Genomic DNA, 25,931 nt, shown 5'->3' with positions numbered 1-25,931 from the left:
GAGGCGCTATTTGCTGCTTCGCGTGGCGCGGCTCACCTGGCCGGCCGCTGCCCGTAGCTGATTGCAAAATACCTGTACGACCCGTGCCGGCTCGCCGGCTTTGCGCGTGATGATCTGAAAGTCCAGATGCGTCACGTAGTGCTCAGGATCGATACGGGCCAACAGACCGCTGTCTACCCAGGGCTGCGCGTAATGTGGCGGCAGAAAGCCGATGTAATTGCCCGACAGGATCAGCATGGCGCGGCCTTCGACGTTGTCGACCGAGGCCGCAGCCTGCGGCATGTGCAGGAGTTTGAGTTCCTTGCTGCCAAGATACGCGCGGGCGGCGAGCCGCTGTTTGCTGAGTACCGAAACCGGCACACGGCTGTTCGCCCGCTTGTATAGCGGATGCGTCGACGCGCAGTAGAGTCCCTGTTCCTCGCGATAGAGCGGCATATAGTCGAGACCGGGAATCTGCGCGGGGAATGGCCCGACCGCCAGATGCAGACGGCCGTCCAATACGTGCTGCTCCATGCTGCCCGGGGTTTCGATCTGCACATGCAACCGGACATCGGGCGCCATCTGGCCAAACTCACGGATGGCGGGCGGCAGCGGAGAGTATTTGTCGGTCAACGTTGCTTCGATCATGCCAAAGCGCAACACGCCGGAAAGCTCATTGCGCATGGCGCCGGCTTCCATCTGAAACGTGTCGACCGCACCGAGCAGCCGCTGGGCGGCGGCGTGCAGTTCGGTGCCTTCCTCCGTGAGCCGGAAGCCGGCGCGTCCGCGTTCACATAGCCGCAGTCCGAGTCGCGTTTCCAGTTGCGACATGTATTCGCTAATGCTCGATGCGCCGATGTTGAGAATGGGCTGCGCAGCGGCGAAGCCACCGCATCGCACGATGGTTTCGAAAATCCGCAATAGCTTGAGATCCGTGTCCTGAACTTGCATCGTGCCGCCTCTCGATTACTTCGGGAATTTCCGAAATGTATTTCATCAATGGTGCATTTTATTGGGGAATTTGGCTACGGAGAATTGCTGCCAACCCGACTGTCCAGACATTGGAAGAACCGTCGTGACGGAAGGGTCTGCGCGATGTTATCTATGCCCACACCGGTGAGATTGCCCCCGCGGCGACGACACGGTTTGGCGCATCACACGACGTGAGGAAAGCATGATGAAGAAGCCATACGCAGGTGCGGGCTGGTTGACGGCAGTCGCTTTGAGCATGATCTCCCTGAGCGCGACAGCGGGCGAGCAGGTCGTCAAGATCGGTTTGACGGGGCCCTTGACCGGCCCGCAGGCCGCCATTGGCAAGGACGACGAAAACGGTGTGAGACTGGCGATCGAGCGCCTGAATGCCAAAGGTCTCGTGATCGGTGGCCAGAAAACGAGCTTCGAACTGGTCTCTCAAGACGACGCCGGTGATCCGCGTACCGGCATGACGGTGGCACAAAGCCTGGTGGACGCGAACGTCAAGGTTATTTTCGGGCCTTTCAATTCCGGCGTCGCGATCCCGATCTCGAACCTCGTGAATGTGTCGGGCATCGTGATGGCGACCGTCGCATCGAACCCGTCGATCACGCAGCATGGCTACCCGTTCGTGTTTCGCATCTCCGCCAGTGATACGCAGCTTGGCAGCCGGATGGGGGAGTTTGCGGCCAGGGACCTGAAGGTCAAGCGTATTGCCGTGATCGACGATCGCACCGCGTACGGCCAGGGCGTCGCCGATGAGTTCATCAAGGCGGCCACCGCCAACGGCATCGACATTGTCGACCGCGAATATACGACCGACAAGGCAACCGACTTCGTCTCGATCCTGACGCACGTCAAGGGCGCTAACGCCGAAGGGATTTTCTACGGAGGGTACTACGCTCAGGCTGGCGCGCTGCGCAAGCAGATGAAGCGCCTCGCGATGAATGGCTATCTGCTGGGCGGCGACGCCATGTGCAATGCGGAACTGGCGAAACTTGGCGGCGATGCAGTCGATACGCACGTGTATTGTCCGCAAGGCGGCCCTGTTCTCGATCAGACGCCGCAAGGCCGTCAGTTCAAGGCGGACTACAGGCAACGCTTTAATACCGACCCGCTGACTTACAGCGCAGCGCTATATGATGGCGTGAATATCGTGGCGCAGGCAATGCAGAAAGCCAATTCGATCGAGCCGGCCCAGTATCGCGCCGCGCTCGCGAACATTGATTCTCACGGGGTGTCCGGCCACTACCGGTTCGACGGGAATCGCGACCTCACGGATTCTCCCATCACGATCTACAACTATCGAAATGGCGAGCCGACGCCGCTTGCGTCTGCACAACCCTAGGCTTACGCCCCATTCGTTGCTTGCGCGACCATACGGTAGCTTTCCATCAGGTCGATCATGAATACCTGCAGGATGGTTGGCGGTACAGCGGTCCGCCGTATGATCGCGCAAAACGGCCACTGTGAGCCGAACTGGTTCGGGCATATCTGATGCATTTCACCGCGTGCGACCCATCGGGCCGCGTAGTGAATCGGCAGGAATCCGATGTACGCTCCCGATAGAATGAGGATGGCCTGCGCTTCGATATTGTCGACGGTTGCGGCGGCTTTACTGACCTTGAGCATCTGAAGGTCGTGCTGCTGCAGATAGCCCCGCGCTACAACCCGGCTGGACGCGACGGCCTGTTCGAGCATAACCTCGGCGTCGGCGTCGGCGTCGGCGTCGGCGTGCGAGCTGCCGGCGAGTGGGTGACTCTTTCCGCAATAGAGGCCGTCGGGTTCGCAATAGAGATCGGTGTAGGTCAAACCCGGCACATGTAGCGGGAAATGCCCGACAGCAATGTGCAACCGGCCGTCCAGCACACGCTCCTCCAGTTCGGCAGGCGCGCCGACATAGACATCCAGATGCACGTCATGCCCTCTCGACACGAATGCCTGAAGTGCCTGTGGCAGCGGCGAGGCCGAGTCGGTTACCGTGTTGTCGATGATGCCGAGGTACAGCTTGCCCGAGATGTGCTTTTTTAGTGCATCGGTATCCACACAGAAGCTTTCTACGGCCACCTGCAGTCGCTGCGCAGCCTCGTAAGTCGCCACACCGTGTTCGGTGAGGCGAAATCCGCTGCGCCCGCGCTCGCAAAGCTTGAGCCCCAGGCGTGTTTCCAGCGTCGTCATCTGCTCGCTGATCGTCGACTGGCTGACGTTCAGCGTCGCCTGGGCCGCGGAAAATCCACCGCACCGCACCACCGTCATGAAGACCCTTAGTAGTTTGAGGTCCACGTCCTGCAACTGGATCACCGTCGTCGCTCCTCTTGTACCGTTTGCTTCGGTATTCCCGATATGAATATCTGATTCACGTGATTTTTACCTTCGGACAGGTCGTCCATAGTCTCTCTAAACGCCACGTTGCCACAAGCCACGTTTATATCGATGGCACTTCGATTTTTTGTGAGCGATCGACCCTTGCCACGATCCCGCGAGGTCTTCGCCATGGGTTGCAGGAAGAGGTGGACACGCGTGCGTGAAACGGGCCCCTGAGAGGCCGGGTAGCACTCAATCTGTAAATCAGGAGACAAAGATGGATACCGTCGTACAAAAGTATCTGGAGAGGTTCGGCGTTCAGGAAGAGACACGACGTTTTCTCGTTAAGCCTCAGAGAATGTTTATTGGCGGTGCCTGGGTGCCGCAAGGCGAACGCGAATCCTGTGCCGTGATCGAGCCGTCCACCACCGGCGTGATTACACACATTCCCTTGGGCACGCGCACCGATCTGGACCGCGCGGTTGAAGCCGCCCGCAAACAGTTTGACGGTGGAGCGTGGCGAAAGCTCAAGCCGCTTGAGCGTGAACGGCTGCTTCATCGGCTCGCTGATCTCATCGAGGCGAACGCAACCGAGCTTGCCGAGATCGAATCGATCGACGTAGGCAAGTCCGTCGCCAATGCACGTGACGTCGACGTTCAGGGCACGATCGACACCTTCCGTTATTTTGCCGGTTGGGCATCCAAGCTTCACGGCCGCACGGTTGAGCCCTCGCTGCCTGGCGAGTATGTTGCCTATACGCGCAAGGAACCCATTGGCGTGATCGGCGTCATTGTGCCGTGGAACTTCCCGTTACAAACCATGGCGTGGAAGGTGGCGGCAGCGCTTGCCGCCGGTTGCACCACCGTGATCAAACCCGCCGAACTGACTTCCCTGTCGACCCTGCGCTTCGCGGAGCTGGTGCAGGAGGCCGGGATTCCCGATGGCGTCGTCAATGTCATAACGGGGCGAGGGCGCGAAATTGGCGCGGCCATGGCTGCCCATCCAGGTATCGACAAGATCACGTTCACCGGTTCCACGGAGGTGGGGCGCACGGTCGGGCACACGGCTGTGGACGGTATCAAACGCATCACGCTTGAACTGGGTGGTAAATCGCCGGTGCTGGTGCTGGAAGACGCCGACATCGATGCGGCGGCCCAAGCCGTCGCAAACGGCATCTTCTTCAATTCCGGACAGGTTTGCGATGCGGGCACACGGGTTTACGTCCAGCGCGGCATTCACGACAAGTTCATCGACGCGCTAATCAAACACACGCGCACGATGAAGATTGCGCCCGGCCTCGATCGGGATTGTTTTATCAGCCCGCTTGTGTCCGCGCTCCAGAAGGAGCGTGTCGAATCCTATATTGAAGCCGGGCGGCGCGAAGGTGCGGAAGTTGTTCATGGCGGCCATGTCATGGATAGGCCAGGCTACTTCGTTGAGCCGACCATCTTTGCGAATTGCCGCAGCGAAATGAAAATAGTCCGCGAAGAAATCTTCGGTCCGGTACTGGTTACCGCGCCGTTTGACGATATAGACGATGCATTGTCACTCGCGAATGACTCGCCGTACGGTCTCGCCGCCGCGATTTACTCCAACGACCTGAATCGCGTGCATAAGCTGATTCCGCAATTGCGTGCCGGCACGGTCTATGTCAATGCCCATAGCACCATTGATCCGTCAATGCCGTTCGGCGGATTCAAGGAGTCCGGCTTCGGCAAGGATCTCGGCCCCGAACAACTTGATCATCTGATGGAGAGCAAGGCGGTTTGGATCACGCTGCGCTGAAGTACCGGTGCGCTGACGACGCCTGCAGCACAAACCTGAGCAGGGTGCCGCGTGACGAGCGGGTGTCGCGGCCGGCATGCCTGCCGGGTCCATTTCTATTCCATCAACCTCTCATTCCAGCCAGGGGTACATGATGCAAGCAACAGACGAAACAGTTAAACGCACGGTAGTCGGGGTCGAGCACGGCGTCATCGAAGGCCATTCGATTGATTTTATTCCGGATAGCGAACGAACGGACAGTCTGTCCAGACAGGGGCCATTCTGGTTTCTGGGTAATTTCACGTTCTTCACCATGACCATTGGTTTTGTCGGTCCCAGCATTGGTCTGAATGCGCTGTGGACGACGATAGCCGGCACGCTGGGGATCATGTTCGGCACCTTGTTCATGGCCTTTCACGGATCGCAAGGCCCGCATCTTGGCTTGCCGCAGATGATTCAGTCGAGAGCGCAATTCGGTTATCGCGGCGTCATTGTCGTCTTGCTGGCGACACTCTTCGTGTTCGCGGGATTCAACATCGTCAACCTGGTGTTGATGATGCAAGGCCTTAAAGCCTTGTTCAACTGGGACCCAATCAAGATCGCGCTGGCAGTCACCGTGCCGGCTTCGGTTCTGGCGATTCTCGGCCACGACTGGATGCACCGCAGTTTCAAATGGGCGTTGTATCTGTCGCTTCCGCTTTACGGCCTGGTAACCGTGGCCGTCCTGATGCACTGGGTGCATGATGTGCCGCTTTCCGCTGCCGCACCGGACGCGGCGACGACGCCAACGTCAGGCTTCAACTGGATTGCGTTCATTGCGCAATTCGCAGCTGCCGCCAGCTACAACATCGCGTACGCACCCTATGTATCCGACTATTCGCGCTATCTGCCGAAGAACACGCCGAGCGGCAAACTGATTGCGGCAGTGTTTCTGGGCGCCTCGCTGTCGGGCGCGTGGATGATCGCGATTGGAGGCTGGCTTGCGGACCATCTGCATGCAACCGATGTACTGGTCGCGTTGAATCAGGTGGGTAACGACCTGGCGCCGGGGTTGGGAAGCGTGGTGGTTGCGGTCACGATCCTGGCGTTTCTGCCGGTGATCGCGATGAACATCTATAGCGCCAAATTGACGACTATTACCGCAGTCGATTCATTCCGCAAAGTGCAGCCGACTTCCCGGACTCGCATTCTGGCCATTATCTTCGTGGTGATCCTTCAGCTCGGTGTGGCGCTGAGCATCTATACCTCGGGTAAGGGGCTCTCTGTCCTGAACATTTATCTCGTTGTCATGCTGTATTTTCTGGTGCCCTGGACCTCGGTTAATTTGACGGATTACTTTTTCGTCCGCAAGGGGCGCTATGCGATTCCGCACTTCTTCATGCCTGACAACAACCTCTACGGCAAATGGGGGGCGTGCGGTTTGCTGGCCTACGCGATCGGCTTTGTCTCGATGATCCCGTTCTTCTGCGTTCTCGACGGTTCAAACGAAGTGTATGTCGGTCCGTTTGCCCGTGCCATGGGCAGCGTCGATCTGGCCTGGCTGGTCGGTCTGCTCGTCTCGGGCATGGCCTATTACGTGTTGTCGCGCTCGCTCGATCTGAAATACGAAGCAAAGGTCATCGCCCAGATCGAGAAGACGTCGCCGCAATACACCACCGGCGACAAGGGTCGCTACTGATCCACAGACGAATTCGTCAAGATCCAGAAAACAGGCAAATATCATGGTTACCGAGCAATTCGATTACATCATAGTAGGTGCGGGATCGGCCGGATGTGTATTGGCCAACCGGCTTACCGAGGACCCGGCGGTCCGCGTTCTGGTGCTGGAATACGGCGGCAGCGATCGCAGTGTCATCATTCAGATGCCGAGCGCGTTTTCGATGCCGATGAATACGAGCAAATACAACTGGCGTTATCAGACCGCTCCCGAAGCCCACCTGAATGGCCGCCAGTTGCATTGCCCGCGCGGAAAGGTGCTGGGCGGATCATCGTCGATCAACGGCCTCGTCTATATTCGCGGCCACGCATGCGACTTCGACGAATGGGAGGAACTCGGTGCGCGAGGCTGGGGTTATCGCAACTGTTTGCCTTACTTCCGGCGCGCGGAGAGCTACAAGTTCGGCGGCGACGCGTACCGGGGCGCGGACGGGCCGCTGTCCACCAACAACGGCAATAACATGGCGAATCCGCTGTACGGTGCGTGGATCGAGGCGGGGGCAGAGGCCGGATACATCAAGACGGACGACTGCAATGGCCACATGCAGGAGGGCTTCGGCGCGATGCATATGACGGTCAAGGATGGTGTGCGATGGTCTACGGCAAACGCTTATTTGCGCCCTGCGATGAAGCGGCCCAACCTGACCGTCGTCACCAATGCGATGACACGTCACGTGATTTTCGAGGGCAAGCGCGCTGTCGGGGTGGCGTACGATCGAGGCGGGGTCACGTATACCGCGCGATGCCGTGCGGAAGTATTGATCGCCTCGGGCCCGATCGGCTCGCCCCGCTTGCTGCAACGCTCCGGCATCGGGCCTGCCGACGTATTGCGCCAGGCGGGGATCGAGGTTCGGCATGACCTGCCGGGCGTGGGCGAGAACCTGCAGGATCACGCGGAGATCTATATCCAGTACGCGTGCAAGGAACCCGTCACACTCAACGCGAAAATGGACCCATTCAGCAAGTTCATGATCGGCCTGCGCTGGCTTTTATTCAAGGATGGGCTCGGCGCCAGCAACCATTTCGAGGCGGGCGGATTTATCCGCTCGGAAGCCGGTTTGCGCTGGCCGGACATTCAATTTCATTTCTTGCCGGCCGCCATGCGCTATGACGGCGACAAGCCGTTTAAGGGACACGGTTTCATGGTGCTGACCGGACCGAACAAGCCGAAAAGTCGAGGTCACGTGCGAGCGGTCTCGGCCGATCCATATACGCACCCGGAGATCCGTTTCAACTACCTGGATCGCGAAGAAGACCGTGAAGGATTTCGACGTTGCGTACGCCTGACCCGGGAGATCGTCGGGCAGCCGGCAATGGACCGCTTCCGCGACGTCGAACTCGCTCCGGGCCCGGACGTTCAAACGGACGAACAGATCGATGCCTTTGTCAGAGCGAACCTGGAAAGCACGATGCATCCATGCGGGTCGTGCCGCATGGGTGAAGACGACATGGCTGTGGTCGATTCGGAGTTGCGGGTGCACGGCATTGCGGGTTTGCGGGTGATCGATTCATCGGTATTCCCGACCGAGCCCAATGGCAACCTGAACGCACCGACTATCATGCTCGCCGAGCGGGCATCGGACCTGATTCGCGCGGTTTCCATGTTGCCGTCGTCCGATGCGGACGTGGGCCTAGCCGAGGGATGGGAGACACGGCAGCGTACCCATGCGCCGAAGCGTAATCTGCCTGTCGGGTAGGTGATGGCCGGCGGGGTGGGGGTGCCGGGAATGCAGTGTGGACAAGTAACGACCAGGGAGCGCTGAATAGAAGACTGGCACAAAATGGTAAATCGCTGTCATGTATTGTCAAGCGAGGGAAACCCGTCGCCCCCACACTACGAAGAATGCTTGGCATACCGATGCAGGCTGGTAAAAACACCTCTGCCAGCTTGCGTGCTGCGAATTCCGCCGGCTAGGTTATCCCCGTGGCTGCGGGCGGTAATTCACAAATATCAGGAGACAGGCATGAACGTGATACCGGACAGTCCCGGGGCCGGCGACGACTACCTGACGAGCAGGCGGCAAGCGTGGTTTGCCTTTGCGATGACCTTCGCGCTCATGTTGTTCGATTTTATCGACCGGCAGGTGATCGTCTCGCTTTTTCCCCACATCAGGAGCGAATGGAATCTGAGCGACAAACAACTGGGTTCCCTGGTGTCGATCGTTTCCATCGTCGTAGGGGCGGGCGGACTACCGGTAGCGCTGGTGGCGGACCGCATGGGCCGGGTGAAGAGCATCGTTGTAATGGCTATCGCATGGAGCCTCGCCACTGTCTCGTGCATGTTCACGGCAAATTACAGTCAATTGTTCGTGGCGCGCGCGGTGGTCGGTGTGGGTGAAACCGGCTATGGATCGGTAGGCGCAGCGCTCATCTCGACACTGTTTCCCAAGCGCTTGCGGAGCGCCGTACTCGGCGCCTTTTTCGCCGCACCGTCGCTGGGTTCGGTGCTAGGTGTGATGTTGGGAGGCATGATCGCGGCGAGGTGGGGATGGAAGGCCGCCTTTGGCGTGGTCGGTGTGCCTGGGCTCGTGCTGGCATTGCTTTATCTGTTCGTGCGCGACTACAAGACTGTCGCCTTGACGCCAAATCTGAACCCGACGAACCCGTCTCTGGGTAGGACGTTCAAACACATCTTTGGCACGCTGGCGCGCACGCGCACGCTGCTGTGGGTCTGCGCCGGAGCGGCGACACAACTGATTACGGTGTCGGCCATCTGGTCGTGGCTGCCCAGCTATCTCAACCGTTTCCACGGCATGACCCCGGAGGCGGCAGCCAAAGCTGCAGCGGGGGTGGTCCTGGTCGGCGCCTTTAGCTGCACCTTCTGGGGCATCGTGGTGGGCCGTCTGGCGCTTCGCAAGCCGCGCAACAAGCTGCCCGCGTTGTCTGTGCTATGCCTGATCACATCGGCGATCTTCATGGTGGCGTTCGGCGGCACATACACGGGGGATGCCCAGTTCAAGCTGATCCTTCTCGGCAGTTTTTTCATGAACTGCACCGTGGGGGTGGTGGCCGGCGTTGCCATGGACGTCATTCACCCAGCCGTGCGTTCTACCGGCGCGGCGGTACTTTCCCTGTTTCAAAACCTGTTTGGCATGGCCGTGGGGCCGTTCCTGGCAGGTGTCCTATCCGATCAATGGGGTCTGCAGCGGGCACTGACCGTCATTCCCCTGTGCAGCATATTGGCCGCCGTGCTTTTTGTCATCGCAATGCGCAGTTACGACGCGGATGCGGCCCAGATCTCTGACGTGAAGCTGGATGTGACGCCAGCTCTCGCTGGCACCTTGAGCCCAGGCACCGCAGCCTGAGCGGGGCGTCGTGGGTCAAGTCGCGGCGCCGTATGTCAAGCGCCTTTAAATACGGCACCAGAAAATTCTCGTCACGCCTGGTCCCGCGCCGGACTCGCCAATTCCATCCGCCTGTTTCTTTCTTTGCTTCCAGCCTGTCTTTGGAGACATGACATGAACTTTCTCGACGGTTCGCTTTACCCCGAGAACCAGCAACCCCTGATCATCACGGCCGCACCCTATGCCCCGGGGTGGCTGCCTTCCGACTTTCCCGAGGATATTCCCGTCACGATGGAGCAGCAGATCCAGAAGGCCGTGGATTGCTACAACGCTGGTGCGACCGTGCTGCATCTGCACGTGCGCGAACTCGACGGCAAGGGCAGCAAGCGTCTGTCGAAGTTCAACGAGCTGATCGCCGGCGTGCGCAATGCGGTACCGGAGATGGTCATCCAGGTGGGCGGCTCGATCAGCTTCGCACCGGAAACCGAAGGGGCCGCGGCCAAGTGGCTATCCGACGACACGCGCCACATGCTGGCCGAACTCGATCCCAAACCCGACCAGGTCACGGTGACGATCAATACCTCGCAGATGAACGTTACCGAGCACGCGGAGCTAGCGGATTTCAAGGGCACTTCCAGGGAAATTCCCGCGATCTACAACGCCTACAAGGAGATGACGGTGCCGGCTCAACCCGGCTGGGCCGAGGAACACATCCGGCGCCTGAGCGAAGCGGGCATCCAGAGCGCCTTCCAGTGCTACAACATCAACAGCTTCGAATCGGTGGAGCGGCTGATCCGGCGCGGCGTCTACAAGGGTCCGCTGGTCATGAACTGGGTGGCGATCAGCGGCGGTATGGACGCACCGAATATCTACAACCTCGCCAACTTTGTGCGCGCCACGCCGGATGGCGCGGTGCTGACGGTGGAGAGTTCCGTGCGCAACGTGCTGCCAGTCAACATGATGGGCATTGCATTGGGGCTGCACGTGCGTTGTGGCACGGAGGACTGCCTCTGGAACCAGACGCGCACGAAGAAGATGAGTTCAGTCGAGCAGATCGAGCAACTGGTGCGCATCTCGCGCGAGTTCGGCCGGGAGGTGGCCACGGCCCAGCAGGCGCGCGCGATCAGCAAGATCGGGGTGTTCTACGACACGGTGGAAGAGACTTTGCTGGCCAACGGTTTCGCTCCCAACCGTAACGGTGGCAATCAGGGCTTTCTGCGCAAGGCCGTCTGACTTGTTGAATGCAAATTGGTCTGACGCCAATGCGCGCCCCAAACTACGAGTGCAGTCGCTGCGCGTCGTTGGCGTCAGTCTGGTGGCCGGACACGTTCCTCGCATCACGTGCACCGGCCAGCACCACCGCGAAATCATGCGCCGCCAGCGGAATGCGGTGGCTCATCGGCGCTTCCGCTATCAAACGCTCGTGCCAGTGCGTTCCAGTCCGCGTCACTCAAATAGCGCCGCGCGGCAGGCAACACGACCCCTTCCTTGCGCCCCATATTCTCCCAGGTGAATTGCGCGCACGCCCGCAGACTCTCTTCGAGCCGCAGGCCGGTCGCGGCGGATTCATCGTGGCGAGCGATCAGTGGGGTCAATTCATCGAGTATCTGGGTGGCACGTTGATGCCGTCGGCCCAGTTCATCAAGTTCCGCATCGACTGCGGAGGTGTGTGCGCGCAGTCGCGCAAAAAGGGCTTCTGTCATCGAATGATGCTTCGACCTCTGCAACTCACGCAGATGGCTCGCGATCTCCTGCAGCGATGCCGCTCCGCAATGCCGGTCCAGTCCATTGGCCATCCGCGCAGCGCGCAGCGCGGCATGCAGGTGCGCGGCGATAGTGCGTTGCCCGGCCAGCAGAATACCGATCGCCTGTATGACCGTCGGGCGGGAATCGACTGCGCACGTCAGCACCGCGATGTTGCCGCCGTCGATCGTTGTCGCGCCGTGCGCCGATGTTCCGTTCGACGACACCAGCCGCCGCGGGGCGACACAGATCAGATCGCAGCCGTGCGCCCGCGCGGTCGAGGCGACCGGAGTCGGCGCACCCACGTCGGGCAAGGCAAGCGAGCACGGTACGCCTTGCGCGCGTGCCGCTGCTTCGGCGCGGGCGAGCAGTTCCCACGTAACGTCGCCATCGGTCCGCTGCGCGAGTCCGTCGGCTTCTGCTTCCGGGCACGACGCATCGGGTCCGGCCGGCAGCGGGCAGAAGGTGATGCGCGCGCCAATCGATTGGGCGAATTCGACCGCCTGGCCGAGCGCTTCGACAGACGCATCAGTGCCGTCGACCGGGACGAGGAGATGGCAGTACATGAGATATATTGTTCACCGATAGGCTTTGCAGGTCAGGCGCATCGGCGTGTGAGAATTAAACCCTTTCCCATGCTGGATGCCCGTTGAACCATAGCGTAGTGCGTCGGCGCGCTGTGTGCCCCTCTCGCAGAGAGAGGGGCTTGACGCACGCAAACAATCCGCTTCATTCTGTAACCGTACTGTCGGCACAAGCATCCCGCACCTGCCGCCCCGGAACGCAATCTAACCTCGCCAGATGTCCTCCACTTCCTTCGGCAGTGAATCCGCTACGACAGAAGTCGCCCTGAAGACGATCGCGCCGCACGCACCGCTTCATCTGCTGACGCGTTCGCGCCTGAGTGCGGTGGGGCCGTCGTTTAATGGTCAGCCGATTGTGCTCGTGCAAGCGCCCGCCGGATACGGCAAGACCTCGCTGCTCACACAGTGGCGGCGCGAGCATCTGGCGGCCGGCGCCGCAGTTGCATGGCTGCTTGCCGACGAGCGCGACGACGCCGAACACATACTGCCCGGCCTCGTCCACGCAATGCGCACTGCTTGCGCGCGGCCCGCCTTCGGTCGTCTGCTGATCGAGAGCGCGACGGCTGTCGCGGGTGACCTGGATGGCGCCACCGCGTGGCTTGCCGAAGTGGCGCGGCTGTCACTCGAGGTCGTGCTATTCATCGACGACGCCGACCGGATGCCGGCAGACGGTGCCGAGGTGCTGGCGTACGTGTTGCACAATGCGCCGCCGAACCTGTGGGTCGTCGTTGCGGCGCGGGGCGGTCTCGAAGTGCCATTCCGCGATCTGCTCGCATATGGACAGGCGACGCTGGTGGGGCCTGAGGCGCTGCGTTTTCGCTTCGACGAGACAATTGCGCTGATCGGCGACCGCTTCGGCCCGCGCATCGACGCGGATGCCTGTGCGCGGCTTTTCGAAGCGACGGATGGCTGGCCGCTCGGCCTGCAACTCGCGCTCGCGGCGATGGCGCGCGCGGCCGACCCGCGCCAGACCGTCGAATCGCTGGCGACCGGTCCGGGCAGGGCGCGCGATCAGCTCGTGGGCACCTTGCTCGCCAGGCTATCGCCCGAAGACGAGGCCTTTCTTACGCGTATCAGTGTCGTCGACATGCTGCATCCCGACTTGTGCGTGGCATTGACCGGTGAGGCCGGCGCATCTGAGCGGCTGCTGAGTCTCGTGCGGCAAACCCCGGTGTTCATCACGTCCGAGGACGGTCCGTGGTGCCGGCTGCATATGCTCGTGCGCGACGTGCTGCGCGAACGACTGCTGGCGCTCGATGCCGACGCGCGGACCACGCTTCATACGCGAGCGATGACGTGGCTCGCCGGTCAGGGGATGTTGCAGGAGGCCGCACATCACGCGCTGGCGGCAGGACAGCACCAGACGGCCTACGAGCTGGCGGACCGTTGGCTGCACGATGCCGTTAAGCAGGGTCGTCTCGGCACCGTGCTCGACTGGCTCGACCGGCTGCCGGAATCGGAGCTGGAGCGGCGGCCGCGCTTGCGGCTTGCGGCGGCCTGGGCACTTGCGCTCGGACAGCGGCATGAGGAGGCGCGATGCCAGGTCGAGCGCGTTCTCGCGGCACCGGGTGTCGACACGGAATTGCGCTACGAATGCGCGCTGATTCTGAGCGCGGCCGCCTACTACGCAGATGAACCCGACCGCTTTGTCGAACTGTTCGAGCCGTGGGCGAATCATTCGCCCGACGGCGCGTCCTGGCTTGCGCAGATCCACGCAAATCGTCTGTCGGCTCGCTCGGTACTGTTCGGCGAACCGGCGCAGGCGAGACGTTTCCAGCAACGCGTGTCGCGTACAGAAGCGGGCAGCGGGCACGGCTACGTGGCGCGCTGGGGCGATCACATCGTTGGTTTGAGCTATTTGCGGGAAGGGCAGTTGCGCCTCGCCGAAGAGGTCGTGATGCCGGCGCTGACGAGCGCCGAAGCTGATCTGGGCCGGCGGCATCCGCTGACCTGCATGTTCGCGGTGGTCTGCGCGGCGCTAAGCTATGAGGCCGATCGGGTAGACGAAGCCGCGGCACTGCTGGCAAACCGGCTGGATGTGCTGGAACGCGGCGGGACACCCGAAACCGTCATGCTCGCCTATTGCACTGCCGCACGCATTGCCGGCGTGCGCGGCAGCGAGCATCGCGCGCTCGACCTGCTCGAGGCGCTGCACGCAATGGGCGTCGCCCGGCGGCTCCCGCGCCTGCGCATCGCGAGCATCGCCGAACAGGTGCGCATCCACGCGAGCCGTTATCGCGCGCAGACGTGCGATGCACTGGTACGCAACATCGACGAGATCATGGCTGACGAAGCGACACCGCAGGGACCGTTGTGGCAGAGCTCGGTCGCGCTGCTACCGGTGCTCGCGCGTGCGCGCGCCGATCTGGCGGCCCGGCGCGACGACAGCGCGTTGCGCACATTGGCTGACGCCGCTGAACTCGCGCAGGCGCAACGGTTCGGGGTGCCCCGGATCGAATTGATGGCGTTGCACGCGTTCGCTCTCGAGCAGACGGGCGGGAACGGCCGGCCGCTGTTGCGCGAGGCGATGAACCTCGCGCAGACTTACAACCTGACGCGTACGCTGGCTGATGCACATCCGGCATTGGCTGACTGGGCGAGACGCGTGAGCGCCGAGCAGGCCGATTCCGCCGACACGGCTCACGCGATAGCCGTGCCGCGCATTGCACGCCCGCCTACCTTGCGCGGCATCGGCAATCCACGCGCGGTGCCGAGCGTCGTGCTGACGCCAAAGGAGCGCGAAATCCTCGAACTGCTTGCGCGCAATCTGTCGAATAAGGAAATCGCCGTGGCCGCCACGGTCGGCGAGGGCACGGTGAAGTGGCACCTGAAGAACCTGTTCGGTAAGCTCGATGCCAGCTCGCGCAAGCATGCGGTGCGTCGCGCGCTCGTACTCGGGCTGCTCGAAGAAGGCTAGCAGGCGCTCATGCGGCGCATGATGCGCGTCAGGTCAGTGCGCCCCTGCCGCACCGCAGGGCTCTACCTGCAATAAGGCGATCCGCTATGTCGTGCGGAACACTATGAACGGGGTCCGGCTGCGATCAGTCGTCCGCGTCGGCAGCGATGCGGTTAATCGCATCGCGCACATGCCGAACGTGCGATATCCCTGCGCGCTCGGCATCCTTGCTGTTACCGTCGAGTATGGCCGCGGCGATTTTCGAATAGTCCGTGATCCGCATGCTGACCAGATTGGGCGTGCGATATTGAGCATGCACGATATTCATCTGCACAGTGGGAAAGAGCCGGTTCAGCTCACGATTGTCGGCGATGTCGAGGAGCGAGCGATAGAAGTTGCGCCGGATTTTGCCGAACGCCTCCTGGTCAGCCTGGAGGTCGAAAGCGGCTAGCTCGTCCACAACTTCGCGGAGTTTCGCGGTGTGCACCGAACGGTTCGCGTTGCGCGCCGCCGCCCGCGCAAGAAGGCCCGTCAGCAACTCAGCCACCTCCAGCACGTCTTGCGTCTCCTGCTGGGTAAACGAACGTATGGTGGCGCCCCGATGGCGGCTCAAATCGACGATTCCCTCCGCCGCGAGCCTTTGCAACGCTTCGCGCACCGAGTTTCTCCCCACCTGGAAAAAATCGGCCAGATCGGCCTCCACCAGCCGTTGTGCCGGCACGAAGGCGCGCCGCTCGAGCCCCCGGATGATGCCGTGGAACACGATGTTGGCCGCGCTGACGGGCGGCTCGGGCGCGTCTTTGCGCTTGTCGGCCGAGGCGGTCACCTGATTTTTTCTGGGCATGGGAAAGGGGCGGTTCGAAGGGGACGCGGCAAATGCCTGGTGGGCGGACGCCACGCCGAATAAGTCGTCGACGAACGATTGTAAACTATTGCAACCTGCAAAATTGTCCTACAATAAAATCCTACAATGGATATCGAGGAGACGTTTTTGGCCCTTTCATTCAATCTCGAAGGCAAGACGGCCCTGGTCACCGGCGCATCGAGCGGGCTCGGCGCTTTTTTTGCCCGGGTGCTCGGCGAAGCGGGCGCGCACGTCGTGCTCGCGGCGCGTCGGGCGGAGCCCCTGGAGGTCGTGGCGCAAGACATTCGCGCCGGCGGCGGCAAGGCGTCGACGGTGGTGCTCGACGTATGCGATACGGCGTCGCGTGAGCACGCGCTGGCAAGCTGCGGGCGTCTCGATGTTCTCGTCAACAATGCCGGCATCGTTCGTGAAGGCCCGGCTTCGACCCATGCCGAAGCGGACTGGGACGACGTGATCGATACCAACCTGCGTGGCGTCTTTTTCACCGCGCAAAGCGCCGCCAGATTGATGCGCGAGAACGGCGGCGGGTCGATCATCAATATCGCGTCGATTCTCGGTTTTCGCCAGGCGGGTGGCGTGCTGTCCTATGCGGTGTCGAAGGCCGGCGTCATTCAGATGACCCAATCGCTCGCGCTCGAATGGGCACGCTACGGAATCCGCGTGAACGCGCTCGCACCGGGTTACTTCGATACCGAACTGAACAGCGAATTCTGGCAATCCCGCGCGGGCGAAGCGATGATCGGCCGCATCCCGCAGCGCCGGCTCGGGCAGTTGCCGGAACTCGCCGGACCGCTGCTGCTGCTCGCGTCCGACGCATCGAGTTACATGACCGGCTCGACGCTCGTCGTCGACGGCGGTCATCTCGTCAGCACGCTCTAGCCGTGGGTTTCGTGAACCTGCAACCGGACTTACCTGTAAGGAGCCTGTCATGACAGGAATCACCCTCGTGAAAACCGCACGTAGCGCCGAAATCGCGGCCCGCGTCGAAGCCTTTGTGCGAAACGTCGTCGTTCCCTACGAGCGCGACCCGCGCCGCGATGCCCACGGGCCGACGGACGAACTCGTCGCTGAATTGCGGGCGAAGGCGCGTGAGGCGGGCGTATTGACACCGCACATCCTGCCCGACGGCAGCCATCTGACCCAGCTTGAAACCGCCGCTGTCTTGAAGCGCGCCGGGTTGTCACCGCTCGGGCCTGTCGCCGTCAATGTCGCGGCCCCGGACGAGGGCAACATGTACCTGCTCGGCGCGATCGGCACGCCGCCCCAGAAGGACCGCTTTCTTGCGCCGCTGGTCGCCGGCAAAGCGCGGTCAGCGTTCTTCATGACCGAGCCCGCGGCGGACAACGGCGCCGGCTCCGATCCGTCGATGCTTCAAACCACGGCGATTCGCGATGGCGACGACTGGGTCATCAACGGCAGAAAGGCGTTCATCACCGGCGCGGACGGTGCGTCGGTCGGCATCGTGATGGCGCGCACCGGCTTGCCCGATGCGGTCAAGTCGACGATGTTCCTGTTCGACCTGCCGAATCCGGCCGTGCGCATCGAGCGAGTGCTCGACACGATCGACAGTTCGATGCCGGGCGGCCATTCAATCGTGCGGATCGACGGCCTGCGCGTACCCGCCGGCCAGGTACTCGGTGAAGTCGACGAAGGTTTCCGTTATGCGCAGGTGCGTCTTTCGCCGGCTCGGCTTTCGCACTGCATGCGCTGGCACGGTGCGGCAACCCGCGCGCAAGAGATCGCCGTTAGCTACGCTTGCCGTCGCAAGGCTTTCGGCAAACTGCTGATCGACCACGAGGGTGTCGGCTTCATGCTGGCTGACAACCAGATCGACTTGCAGCAGGCGGATCTGATGATCGATTGGTGCGCGGCGGTGCTCGACAGCGGGTCTCTCGGCACGCTGGAAAGCTCGATGGCGAAGTCAGCCGTGTCGGAGGCGCTTTTCCGGGTTGCCGACCGTTGCGTACAGGTCATGGGCGGCACGGGCGTATCGGGCGATACGGTGGTCGAGCAGATCTTTCGGGAATTGCGCGCGTTCCGCATCTATGACGGCCCGACCGAGGTGCACAAGTGGTCCATTGCGAAGCGCATCAAGCGCGCACACATGGATGCGGAACAGGGAGACAGGTCATGAGCGATGCCTCGAATGTCGCGGACACGATGGCGGTGCCGGAGCGTCATCGGTTCGACGAAGCGAAGCTGGCTGCGTGGATGACCGAACATATCGACGGTTTCGCAGGACCCATGCTGGTGGAGCAATTCAAGGGTGGCCAGTCGAATCCTACCTATCGGCTGCAAACCCCGTCTCGCCAATATGTGCTTCGCCGCAAACCAACCGGCCAGTTACTGAAAGGCGCCCACGCGATCGAACGTGAAGCGCGCGTCGTGTCGGCGCTGCAGGCGACCGGGTTTCCCGTGCCGCGGGTCTACGGATTGTGCGAAGACCCGGCGGTGATCGGCAGCAGCTTTTACGTGATGGATAGGGTTGAAGGTCGCATCTTCTGGGATGCGAGCTTCGCGAGCCTGCCCGTCGAATCGCGCGCGCCGATGCTCGATGCAATGAACGACACGCTTGCGCGCCTTCATCGTGTCGACCCCGAATCGATCGGCCTTGGCGATTACGGCCCCACGGGCCATTACGTCGAGCGGCAGATCGCACGCTGGTCGAAGCAGTATCTGCAAGAAGAGTTCGCAGGACGTAACGCGGACATGGACCGGCTTGTCGAGTGGTTGCCGCAGCATATACCGGCGGGTGACGAGACGTCGATCGTGCACGGAGACTTCCGTGTCGACAACATGATCTTTCATCCGACCGAGGCACGTGTGATTGCCGTGCTCGATTGGGAACTCTCCACACTCGGCCATCCGCTTGCCGACTTCGCGTATCACGCGATGATGTTCAGGATGCCGCCCGACATTCTCGGCGGCCTTGCCGGCGTGGATCTGAAGGCGAACGGCTTGCCGGACGAGGCGGAATACGTCAGCGTCTATTGCCGGCGCACGGGACGCGCGGAATTACCTGGGCTCGACTTTTACATCGCATTCAATCTGTTCCGCTTTGCGGCAATCCTGCATGGCATTCGCGGACGCGTTGCTCGTGGCACGGCAGCGAGCGCGGATGCGCAAACCATGTCCGGCAAGCTCGAACGGGTGGCCGCACTCGCCTGGCAACAGGCACGCGTCGCAGAGCGCTAACGCCATGGTGATGTGCGGCAGGTGTGCACCGCATTCATGCGGTGCACACTTTGTTCATGGCACCAGCACCGTCGAGCCGACCGTCTTGCGCGATTCGAGCGCACGATGCGCGTCGGCCGCTTCAGCGAGCGCGAACGTCCGGCCCGGTTCGCTCCTGATCTTGCCGGCCAGCACGAGATCGAACAGTTCCGTGGCCATCTCCAGCATGTGCGAGCGTGGCGTCGCGTAGTGCACCATCGCCGGACGCGTCACCCAGAGCGATCCTCTGGCGGCAAGCATACGCGTGTCGATCTGCACCGGCCCGGAGGTCGTGCCGTTGCTCACGAGCGTGCCGCGAACCTGCAGACTGTTCAGCGACGCTTCCAGCGTATCCTTACCCACCGAGTCGAACACCACTTCCACGCCCTTGCCGCCGGTGAGTTCGCGCACGCGCTCGGCGATGTTCTCGCGCGAAGTCACGATGACGTGCGTGCAGCCATGCGCCTTCGCTACTTCGGCCTTCTCGTCGGTGCTGACCGTGCCTATCATCGTGACGCCCAATGCGCGCGCCCACTGGCAGGCGATCAGCCCGACGCCGCCTGCGGCGGCGTGGTACAGAATCGTCTCGCCGCCATTGAGCGGATAGACCTGGCGAAACAGGTACTGCGCCGTCATGCCCTTCATGATCAGCGTCGCCGCGGTCTTGTCGGTCACGCCGTCAGGCAGTGGGATCAGCACGTCGGCGGGCATCACGCGCACTTCCGAATAGGCACCCTGAGGCCCGAGTAGATAGCCGACCCGGTCACCCGCCTTGATGTCAGTGACGCCTTCGCCCACGGCTTCGACCACGCCTACCGCATCTGAGCCCAGGCCATTGGGCAGGGCGAGCGGGTATTGTCCGGTACGAAAGTAGATGTCGATGAAGTTCACGGCCACATAGGTGTGCCGCACGCGGGCCTGACCCGGACCGGGCTCGCCCACTTCGACCGTCTCCAGCCGCAATACCTCTGGGCCGCCCGTTTCATAAAAGCGAATCGCCTGTGACATCTTCGAAAGTCTCCTTGGTAAGATCAGAAATCGCTGCGGTTCGCGTTGACGGCGCGATGGCGATCGAGCGTGCCGCGACCGCCATCGGCTGGCTCAGCCGCGGCGGGGCGCTTCACTATGCAAAGCGCCGGTAAGTTCGGCGATAAAGTCCTGTGCGCGCGGCCATTCGCCGTAACCTGCCGCCGGGTTCAGATGACCGACTGCGCCGAGGTTGACCAGTTGGCTTCCCCAGTCATTGGCGAGTTCGGTAACGCGGTCGAGTCTCGCTAACGGGTCGTTCGTGCTGGCGGCGACAATGCTCGGGAAGGGCAACTTCGCACGCGGTGTCGGGAGCCAGCCGTTTTGCTGCAACGTTTCCCGGGTGGGATAGCCGTCCGGCATCGGCGCTTCGAAATCCGGCGGCGTCGCCAGCAACGCTCCAGCGATCTCGCGTCGATGGCATTGAGCCCAGTGAACGACGATCATGACGCCGGCGCTGTGCGCGACGAGCACGACGGGACCTTCGATACGGGCAAGTGCGGAATCGAGCGCTGCGACCCGCGCTGCGCAGCTCAACTTGTCGCGTTCGAGAGGCGCTACCGAGCGCGAACCAGGCAGCGCGTTTTCAAGCCGCGTTTGCCAATGGTCGGCGACGTGGTCGCGCAGCCCGGGCACGATCAGAATTGTCGGTGTTGCAACGGTCATCAGTTTGACTCCGTGAAAATAGCGGTCAGGTCGCGGCTTGCGGCTTGCCCGCGCTGTGTATTCAACCGCAGCAGGCCGTCCGCATAGTTTCGCTTGCCGGGCAGGAATGCCAGAGCGGCGGCGAAGATGGCGAACGGAATGATCTGCAACGCGCCGAGCAGGCCGATCCTGTCCGCAATGAGCCCGTTGAGGATGGCAGCGGACGCGAGGCCGGGCAGTTTATCGGCGAGCGTCAGTCAGTACGGCGTGTCGCCGACGATTCCCGCGCGTTCCATCTTGCGGTGGCAAGGCGGGTAGTCCATGACTGCGTAGTGCTGCGTGCTGCGGTTATCCCAGATCGCGATGCTGTTTTTCTTCCAGCGCCAGCGCACCTGATACTCGGGAATCTGCGCCTGGCTGATCAGATACTGAAGCAGGCCCGCACTGCCTTGCGTGTGGTCCTGGCCATAGCGCACCCGCTCAGGCGTGTGATAGTTCGTAAAGTGCGTCGTGAAGCCGTTGACGAACAGCACCTTCTCGCCGGTCTCCGGGTGTGTGCGAACCACAGGATGTTCGGCATCCGGATATTGCGCTTTCAGGGCCAGCCGTTTTTCGATCGGCATGGCTGCGCCGAAGCTTGCCTCGATGCTGTGGCGCGCGCGCAATTCGGCGATCTGCATCTTGATGTGCTCGGGCAGCTTCTCGTAAGCGAGCACCATGTTTGCCCACATCGTGTCGCCGCCCACTGGCGGGCATTCCACGCAGCGTAGTACCGCGCCGAACTGCGGCGCCACGCGCCAGGTGGCGTCGGAGTGCCATGCGTTTTCGTAGCGGTCGTTCGGCTGGTCGGGCGTCTTGTAGATGCGCACGAGTCCCGGATGATCGGGATCGCTGCCGGCGACTGGATGGTCTTCGAGTTCGCCGAAGCGCCGGGCAAAGGCTACATGCTCATCGCGGGTGATGTCCTGATTGCGCAGGAACACCACGCGGTGCTTCAGCAGTGCAGTCCGGATCTCGGCGAACAGGCCGTCGTCGTGGATCGCATCGGCCAGATTCACGTTGATCAATTCAGCGCCGATAGCGCATGTCAGCGGTTCCACGTTCATTTTGTTTTCCTGTCTCCTGTAACCCAGTCAGTCTTTCATTCCGAAGAGCCGGCGCCGTTTCCGCATTGCCGCAAGGCGGAGCAAGGGCGCATGGACTGGGCGCATGCGCGCATACGGCGGCGTGCCCTGTCGCACGCGAAATTGTCCAGTCTGGCCGGGCAATTCGAATGCTATGCGCGACTCCTCAGAGGGAATGGCTCGAGAGATATAGTAGTGCGGGAAATCATTGTTGGCCCCTCCCGCGGCAGGAGGGGCGTCCACCCGCACTCGAATCATCGTTGCGCCGAATGCGCGGCTTGTAAGGCAAGGCGTGCCTTTGCCGATAGTCCAATACCGCACGCGCGGCTGAGTTCCTCAGACCATACTTTGACCCTGCCGCGTAGGTGGCACAGCAGGCCCAAATGCTCGGTAACCCTCCCCCTCGGCGAGAGAGGGGAATCGATCGGCCGTGTTCAGTATGCTTTGCACAATGACGCGGCACGTTGCTGCGCCGGTTTCGATACGAGGGAGTTCCCCGTGCCAGCGACTGATACGCACGACAACTTGATTGTCCCGACCCCGTCTTCCTATGCTTATCCGCTGCTCATCAAGCAACTGCTGCTGAATTCGCAAAGCTTGAGCGCCGGTCAGGAGATCACTTACCGCGGCAAGCTGCGCTATACGTTCGCCGACCTGCGCGGGCGCATCGGACAACTCGCATCCGTGCTCGAGTCACTGGACGTGCTGCATGGCGACACCGTTGCCGTGATGGACTGGTGCAGTCACCGGTACCTCGAAAGCTACTTCGCGATCCCAATGATGGGTGCGACGCTATTTACCGTCAATGTACGCACGTCGCCTCAGCAGATCGCCTATGCGCTGAACGACTCGAAGGCCGAAGTGGTGCTCGTGCACGCGGATTTCCTGCCGGTTCTCGAACAGATCCAGGCGGAGCTGGAATACGTACGCCAGGTGGTGGTGCTGTCCGACGGCAACCCGTTGACATCGACTACCTTGCCTGTCGCTGGCGAGTACGAGGCGCTCCTCGCACAGGCATCGCCGGAATTCGCCTTTCCCGAGTTCGACGAGAATACGCGCGCGGCGCTGTTCTATACCACCGGTACCACGGGCGACCCGAAAGGCGTTTTCTACAGCCACCGGCAAATCGTGCTGCACGCGTTGACGAGCGCGACGAGCTTGTGTTCGCCGCGGGATGGACAGCGACTGCACCGCGAAGACGTTTACATGCCGATCACGCCCATGTTTCATGTGCTCGCATGGGGTGTGCCGTATGTCGCCGTGCTGCTTGGGCTGCGTATCGTGTTGCCTGGACGCTATGTACCTGAGGTATTGCTGGAACTCAAAAAGAACGAGAAGGTGACGTTCTCGCATTGCGTCCCCACCATCCTGCAGATGATGCTCGATGCCGCCGACCGCGAAGGCCACGATCTGCGTGGCTGGAAGATCGTCACGGGGGGCGCTGCGCTGCCGCCCGGGTTGTGCCGGGCTGCTGTCGAGCATGGTATCGACGTATTCACGGGCTATGGAATGTCGGAGACGGGGCCGATGGTGGCGCTCTCGCAGTTTCCTCCAGATGGCGCCCCGGCCGATCAGGATGAGGCCATAAACAAGCGTTGCATGACGGGGCGACCGTTGCCGATGGTGGAACTCCGCGTAGTCGATGCCGACATGCGGGACGTGCCGCGCGATGGCAAGACGGCCGGAGAAATCGTGCTGCGCGCTCCGTTCCTCACGCTCGGTTATCACAATCAGCCCGAGGCCTCCGAGGCGCTCTGGAGCGGCGGCTACCTGCATACGCAGGACGTGGCGGTCATGATGGCGGACGGTTATGTGCAGATTGTGGATCGCATCAAGGACGTGATCAAGACCGGTGGGGAATGGATTTCGTCGATCGAGATCGAGGGGTTGATCGGGGAACTGCCGGGCGTACAGGAATGTGCGGTGGTCGGTGTCAGGGACGACAAATGGGGGGAACGTCCAATGGCCGTGCTCGTGCGCAAGGAAGGCAAAGCGCTCAGCGCCGACGACGTTCGCCAGCACCTGCTTCGGCATGTCACGGCTAAACGTATCAGCCGGTATGCGGTGCCGGAAGAAAGCCGGATTTCGTTTGTGACCGAAATACCGAAGACGAGTGTCGGCAAGATCGACAAGAAGGCAATACGCCGATGGGCGGGTTGATCCTTTGGGGCGCAGTGCGGCGCGTGCCTGCAGGCCCGCACGCCTGACGAGGTGGTCGCGGCGATGCCAATGCTGTGTGCGAAGGAGAATGCCTGCTTGACGGAAAGGCGGTCGCCGTTGGCGGTGGCGTGTTCGCCTTGTGTGCGGAACCCGACTCGGGCAGGTATGCGCTAGTCGCAGTGAAACCGCGTAATTAACAAAGTAGTACTACAGAAGTGATGTGTGACCAGTGCGACGGTGCTCGAAACTAACGCCGCTGGCGCCGCCATCGGGTGGCGCATGCGGCACCTGATACGAGTGCAACCGCCTCGCGATAAAAATCAAGGAGACGAAAGTGGGAATGCAAGCGACCGCGGCCATGGGAAGTACCCTCATGCCCGCACCAACCGTATCCCGTGGTTATGCATGGGGTGTCTTCGCGCTGACCTTTGGTTTGCTGCTCGCGGACTACATGTCGAGGCAGGTGCTCAATGCGGTTTTCCCGTTGCTGAAGGCGCAATGGCTGCTGAGCGATACGCGGCTCGGCTCGCTGAGCAGCATCGTCTCGGTGATGGTGGGCGTGCTGACGTTCCCGCTGTCGTTGCTTGCCGACCGCTGGGGGCGCGTACGCAGCCTGATTCTGATGGCGGTGCTCTGGAGTGTCGCGACGCTCGGTTGCGCGGTATCCGCGAACTACGGTGAGATGTTCGTCGCCCGCTTTTTCGTCGGCGTCGGCGAGGCCGCGTACGGCAGCGTTGGGCTCGCCGTCGTGTTGAGCGTGTTTCCTGCGCATCTGCGCGCGACGCTGTCCGGCTCGTTCCTCGCCGGCGGCGCGTTCGGCTCGATGCTCGGGATGGCGCTGAGCGGGATCGTCGCCGCGCACTTTGGCTGGCGCTGGTCGTTCGCGACGATGGCGATCTTCGGGCTCGTGCTCGCCGGCCTTTATCGGATCGTTGTAACCGAGCGGCGCCTCGCGCCCGGTGGCGACGTCGCCGCGCTCGCGGCGTTGCGCAACGCGCGGCCGAGAATCACGCTGAAGAGCCTCGGGCCGGCACTGTTCGCATCGAAGTCGATCGTCTACGCCTACGTCGGCTGTGGCCTGCAACTGATCATCCCGGGCGCGCTCTATGCGTGGCTGCCAAGCTTTCTCGGTCGCTACTACGGGCTGCACGTCGATCGCGCGAGCGTGCTCGCCGCGGTGTTCGTATTGACGACAGGCGTCGGGATGATCGTCTGCGGAATTCTGACCGATCGCATGAGCCGGCGCCGCGCGTCGCGCAAATGGACGGTCGCGATCGCGTACTGCCTGGGTTCGTTCGTGTCGCTCGCGGTCGCATTCCGACTGCCGCCGGGGCAGTTGCAACTCGTGCTGATCGGCGTCGGCATGTTCCTCGCGGCGGGCGCTGTCGGGCCGTCGGGTGCGATGGTCGCCGATTTGACGCCGCCGTCCATTCACGCGACCGCGATGGCGGTCTGGTCGCTCGCGAACAATCTGCTTGGCCTGGCTTCGGGTCCGATCGTCACGGGTTTGATCGCGGACCGGATTGGCCTGCACGCGGCGCTGCAATTGATTCCGTTCGCGGCGGTCGGCGCGGCGCTGCTGTTCATGATCGGCCAGCGGTACTACCCGGGCGATCTGCTCCGGGCCGCGTCGCCGCGCGATAAAGGCTGATTGA

Annotated in this window: 19 protein-coding genes and 1 pseudogene; 12 read left to right on the top strand and 8 right to left on the bottom strand. The window is 62.1% G+C overall.

Going from position 1 to position 25,931, the window contains the following annotated elements; all coding sequences use genetic code 11:
* Positions 1 to 6: 6 nt before the first annotated feature.
* Positions 7 to 930, bottom strand: coding sequence for a LysR family transcriptional regulator (locus tag PQQ95_RS07340; RefSeq protein ID WP_408436354.1), 924 nt, complete (start codon positions 928 to 930; stop codon positions 7 to 9).
* 226 nt (positions 931 to 1,156) lie between these two features.
* On the opposite strand from PQQ95_RS07340, the gene PQQ95_RS07335 reads away from it, so the two are divergent.
* Complete coding sequence (locus PQQ95_RS07335; protein WP_408436984.1) at positions 1,157 to 2,299, top strand: branched-chain amino acid ABC transporter substrate-binding protein; 1,143 nt, start codon at positions 1,157 to 1,159, stop codon at positions 2,297 to 2,299.
* Between the two features lie 2 nt (positions 2,300 to 2,301).
* Here the strand turns inward: PQQ95_RS07335 and PQQ95_RS07330 are convergent, their stop codons facing one another.
* The gene (locus tag PQQ95_RS07330) at positions 2,302 to 3,252 is read right to left on the bottom strand and encodes a LysR family transcriptional regulator (protein WP_408436351.1); all 951 of its coding nucleotides are present in this window, start codon (positions 3,250 to 3,252) and stop codon (positions 2,302 to 2,304) included.
* Between the two features lie 280 nt (positions 3,253 to 3,532).
* On the opposite strand from PQQ95_RS07330, the gene PQQ95_RS07325 reads away from it, so the two are divergent.
* From PQQ95_RS07325 to PQQ95_RS07305, 5 genes are all read left to right on the top strand, one after another.
* Entirely contained in the window at positions 3,533 to 5,041 is a 1,509-nt protein-coding gene (locus tag PQQ95_RS07325; protein WP_408436983.1) for an aldehyde dehydrogenase family protein, read from the top strand.
* A 130-nt stretch (positions 5,042 to 5,171) separates the two neighbouring features.
* Entirely contained in the window at positions 5,172 to 6,698 is a 1,527-nt protein-coding gene (locus PQQ95_RS07320; protein WP_408436348.1) for a purine-cytosine permease family protein, read from the top strand.
* Between the two features lie 43 nt (positions 6,699 to 6,741).
* Entirely contained in the window at positions 6,742 to 8,433 is a 1,692-nt protein-coding gene (betA, locus tag PQQ95_RS07315; RefSeq protein ID WP_408436345.1) for a choline dehydrogenase, read from the top strand.
* A 267-nt stretch (positions 8,434 to 8,700) separates the two neighbouring features.
* Entirely contained in the window at positions 8,701 to 10,041 is a 1,341-nt protein-coding gene (locus tag PQQ95_RS07310) for an MFS transporter (RefSeq protein WP_408436342.1), read from the top strand.
* A gap of 153 nt (positions 10,042 to 10,194) precedes the next feature.
* Complete coding sequence (locus PQQ95_RS07305) at positions 10,195 to 11,253, top strand: beta-keto acid cleavage family enzyme (protein WP_408436339.1); 1,059 nt, start codon at positions 10,195 to 10,197, stop codon at positions 11,251 to 11,253.
* A gap of 134 nt (positions 11,254 to 11,387) precedes the next feature.
* On the opposite strand, the gene PQQ95_RS07300 is transcribed toward PQQ95_RS07305, so the two are convergent.
* On the bottom strand, positions 11,388 to 12,329 hold the full coding sequence (locus PQQ95_RS07300) for a hemerythrin domain-containing protein (RefSeq protein ID WP_408436337.1): 942 nt from the start codon (positions 12,327 to 12,329) through the stop codon (positions 11,388 to 11,390).
* 235 nt (positions 12,330 to 12,564) lie between these two features.
* On the opposite strand from PQQ95_RS07300, the gene PQQ95_RS07295 reads away from it, so the two are divergent.
* Complete coding sequence (locus PQQ95_RS07295) at positions 12,565 to 15,264, top strand: winged helix-turn-helix domain-containing protein (RefSeq protein WP_408436334.1); 2,700 nt, start codon at positions 12,565 to 12,567, stop codon at positions 15,262 to 15,264.
* 124 nt (positions 15,265 to 15,388) lie between these two features.
* Here the strand turns inward: PQQ95_RS07295 and PQQ95_RS07290 are convergent, their stop codons facing one another.
* Positions 15,389 to 16,069 (bottom strand): GntR family transcriptional regulator, encoded by a 681-nt coding sequence (locus PQQ95_RS07290; protein ID WP_408436331.1) that lies wholly within the window; start codon positions 16,067 to 16,069, stop codon positions 15,389 to 15,391.
* A gap of 144 nt (positions 16,070 to 16,213) precedes the next feature.
* Between PQQ95_RS07290 and PQQ95_RS07285 the strand changes: the two genes are divergently transcribed.
* Genes PQQ95_RS07285 through PQQ95_RS07275 form a run of 3 tightly spaced genes read left to right on the top strand, consistent with a single transcriptional unit; the run spans position 16,214 to position 19,303 of the window.
* A complete protein-coding gene (locus tag PQQ95_RS07285) occupies positions 16,214 to 16,987 on the top strand; it encodes an SDR family NAD(P)-dependent oxidoreductase (RefSeq protein WP_408436328.1) in 774 nt (257 codons plus the stop codon).
* A 49-nt stretch (positions 16,988 to 17,036) separates the two neighbouring features.
* Positions 17,037 to 18,242, top strand: coding sequence for an acyl-CoA dehydrogenase family protein (locus tag PQQ95_RS07280; protein WP_408436325.1), 1,206 nt, complete (start codon positions 17,037 to 17,039; stop codon positions 18,240 to 18,242).
* Positions 18,239 to 19,303, top strand: coding sequence for a phosphotransferase family protein (locus PQQ95_RS07275; RefSeq protein WP_408436322.1), 1,065 nt, complete (start codon positions 18,239 to 18,241; stop codon positions 19,301 to 19,303). The genes PQQ95_RS07280 and PQQ95_RS07275 overlap by 4 nt, the downstream gene beginning before the upstream one ends.
* Before the next feature lie 54 nt (positions 19,304 to 19,357).
* Here the strand turns inward: PQQ95_RS07275 and PQQ95_RS07270 are convergent, their stop codons facing one another.
* The 4 genes and pseudogenes from PQQ95_RS07270 to PQQ95_RS07255 form a co-directional block, all read right to left on the bottom strand.
* Positions 19,358 to 20,329 (bottom strand): quinone oxidoreductase family protein, encoded by a 972-nt coding sequence (locus tag PQQ95_RS07270; RefSeq protein WP_408436319.1) that lies wholly within the window; start codon positions 20,327 to 20,329, stop codon positions 19,358 to 19,360.
* A 93-nt stretch (positions 20,330 to 20,422) separates the two neighbouring features.
* Positions 20,423 to 21,013 carry an RBBP9/YdeN family alpha/beta hydrolase gene (locus PQQ95_RS07265; protein WP_408436317.1) on the bottom strand — a complete coding sequence of 197 codons (591 nt, stop codon included), beginning with the start codon at positions 21,011 to 21,013 and terminating at the stop codon, positions 20,423 to 20,425.
* A pseudogene (locus PQQ95_RS07260) lies at positions 21,013 to 21,249 on the bottom strand (hypothetical protein); the annotation flags it as partial. The pseudogene PQQ95_RS07260 and the gene PQQ95_RS07265, both read right to left, overlap by 1 nt.
* A complete protein-coding gene (locus PQQ95_RS07255) occupies positions 21,250 to 22,098 on the bottom strand; it encodes a TauD/TfdA dioxygenase family protein (protein ID WP_408436314.1) in 849 nt (282 codons plus the stop codon).
* A gap of 516 nt (positions 22,099 to 22,614) precedes the next feature.
* Between PQQ95_RS07255 and PQQ95_RS07250 the strand changes: the two genes are divergently transcribed.
* Together PQQ95_RS07250 and PQQ95_RS07245 are read left to right on the top strand one after the other, a co-directional pair.
* Positions 22,615 to 24,276, top strand: a complete 1,662-nt coding sequence (locus PQQ95_RS07250; protein WP_408436311.1) for a fatty acid--CoA ligase — start codon at positions 22,615 to 22,617, stop codon at positions 24,274 to 24,276.
* A 373-nt stretch (positions 24,277 to 24,649) separates the two neighbouring features.
* Positions 24,650 to 25,927 carry an MFS transporter gene (locus tag PQQ95_RS07245; protein ID WP_408436308.1) on the top strand — a complete coding sequence of 426 codons (1,278 nt, stop codon included), beginning with the start codon at positions 24,650 to 24,652 and terminating at the stop codon, positions 25,925 to 25,927.
* Positions 25,928 to 25,931: the final 4 nt, after the last annotated feature.

The organism is Paraburkholderia caffeinilytica, assembly GCF_046030355.1.
In the GTDB taxonomy this organism is placed as follows: domain Bacteria; phylum Pseudomonadota; class Gammaproteobacteria; order Burkholderiales; family Burkholderiaceae; genus Paraburkholderia; species Paraburkholderia caffeinilytica_B.
Note: the sequence above shows the minus strand (reverse complement) of the source record. Positions and strands in the feature narration are given on the sequence as shown.